This is a genomic window from Moorena sp. SIO3B2 (assembly GCF_010692525.1).
GTDB classification, from domain to species: domain Bacteria; phylum Cyanobacteriota; class Cyanobacteriia; order Cyanobacteriales; family Coleofasciculaceae; genus Moorena; species Moorena producens.
On record NZ_JAAHHE010000997.1, the window covers coordinates 1 to 1,033 of the forward strand.

Annotated in this window: 2 protein-coding genes; one reads left to right on the forward strand and one right to left on the reverse strand. The window is 34.8% G+C overall.

Translation table 11 applies throughout. The features are described from left to right. Nucleotides 1–286: 286 nt before the first annotated feature. Entirely contained in the window at nt 287–442 is a 156-nt protein-coding gene (locus tag F6K38_RS43015) for a hypothetical protein (RefSeq protein ID WP_287247798.1), read from the reverse strand. A gap of 315 nt (nt 443–757) precedes the next feature. On the opposite strand from F6K38_RS43015, the gene F6K38_RS43020 reads away from it, so the two are divergent. Next, nucleotides 758–1,033 (forward strand): hypothetical protein (locus F6K38_RS43020; RefSeq protein ID WP_287361049.1); only part of this gene is annotated, 276 nt, incomplete at its 3' end.

The following is a 1,033-nucleotide window of genomic DNA, read 5'->3' on the forward strand; positions in this document are numbered from 1 at the left end:
GCGTCAAGCGTCAAGCGTCAACCTCTTAAATTTAGTGCAACCTATAGGTTATAAAATATACCTCGGTTTGACCCCCCAGAGTATCCCGAAAATCACTCCCAGTATTTGGAATCATAATGATTGACTTTAATTTCGGTCAGAGGAGGTTGAGCTAAAGGACACCATTGGATTCACAAGACATGCTTTGATTGGACGCGATCGCATATTTTTGTAAAACTACTCAAAGTTAAACCAGTTACTGTAAATATCTTCATAGTATGATGATTCGTTATCGTTTTATTCACCCTTACTGATCCACATATTGCTGGTCATCGGGATTTTCTGGCTCCTCCAGAATCTCCGTTCGCTTAGCTTGACCTAAGGTCAATCGCGTAGCGTGGCTCACGGCCTCTCCTTCCTCATAACCGAAAATTTTGCCAAAATGGCAACCAATTACTAACATGTATGAGTCAATATTGTATAGATACAGGTTTATTTACTATTAAGTAAACTGCCATATAAATTCATGTCGAAATGATTAGATTCGGAAGAGGATTAACATAAAATCCAGGGTAAATAATATCGCCAGAGTCTTCTTGATTTTTATAATTTTTATGAAATTTAAATTAAGATTGCTTAAAATTGCTATAATTAACTAAATTTCAATCAGGGTGCTTTACTACTATATAAGTAAGTCAGTAATATCTCTGTCGAGATAACTAGTCATAATTAGTGATCTTACTGTGCAGTTTAATCAATATAGTTAACGAAAATCCCTATGGTATTAAACGCAAATCAACTATCTGAAATAACTATTAAACTAACGGCTACCCTGACAGCAGAACCTTTAAATAAATCTCTAAACTTATGGATGGAAGATATAAATATTCCATCCAAAATAAACTTATCAAAATCTAATCAACATGTTGAACAAATATTTGATAAGTCTAGTCTAATATCTACTCCTAAAAATGGGAGTACTGTCATCTCCTCAAGTTTTGAAGACTGGATCAGATCTCCTGCCAATCAGCCATTATCACCAAATCCCTCTAAC

Excerpts from the sequence above, each read along its gene's own strand:
- F6K38_RS43015 (WP_287247798.1), bottom strand. The coding sequence starts at position 442 with ATGTTAGTAATTGGTTGCCATTTTGGCAAAATTTTCGGTTATGAGGAA.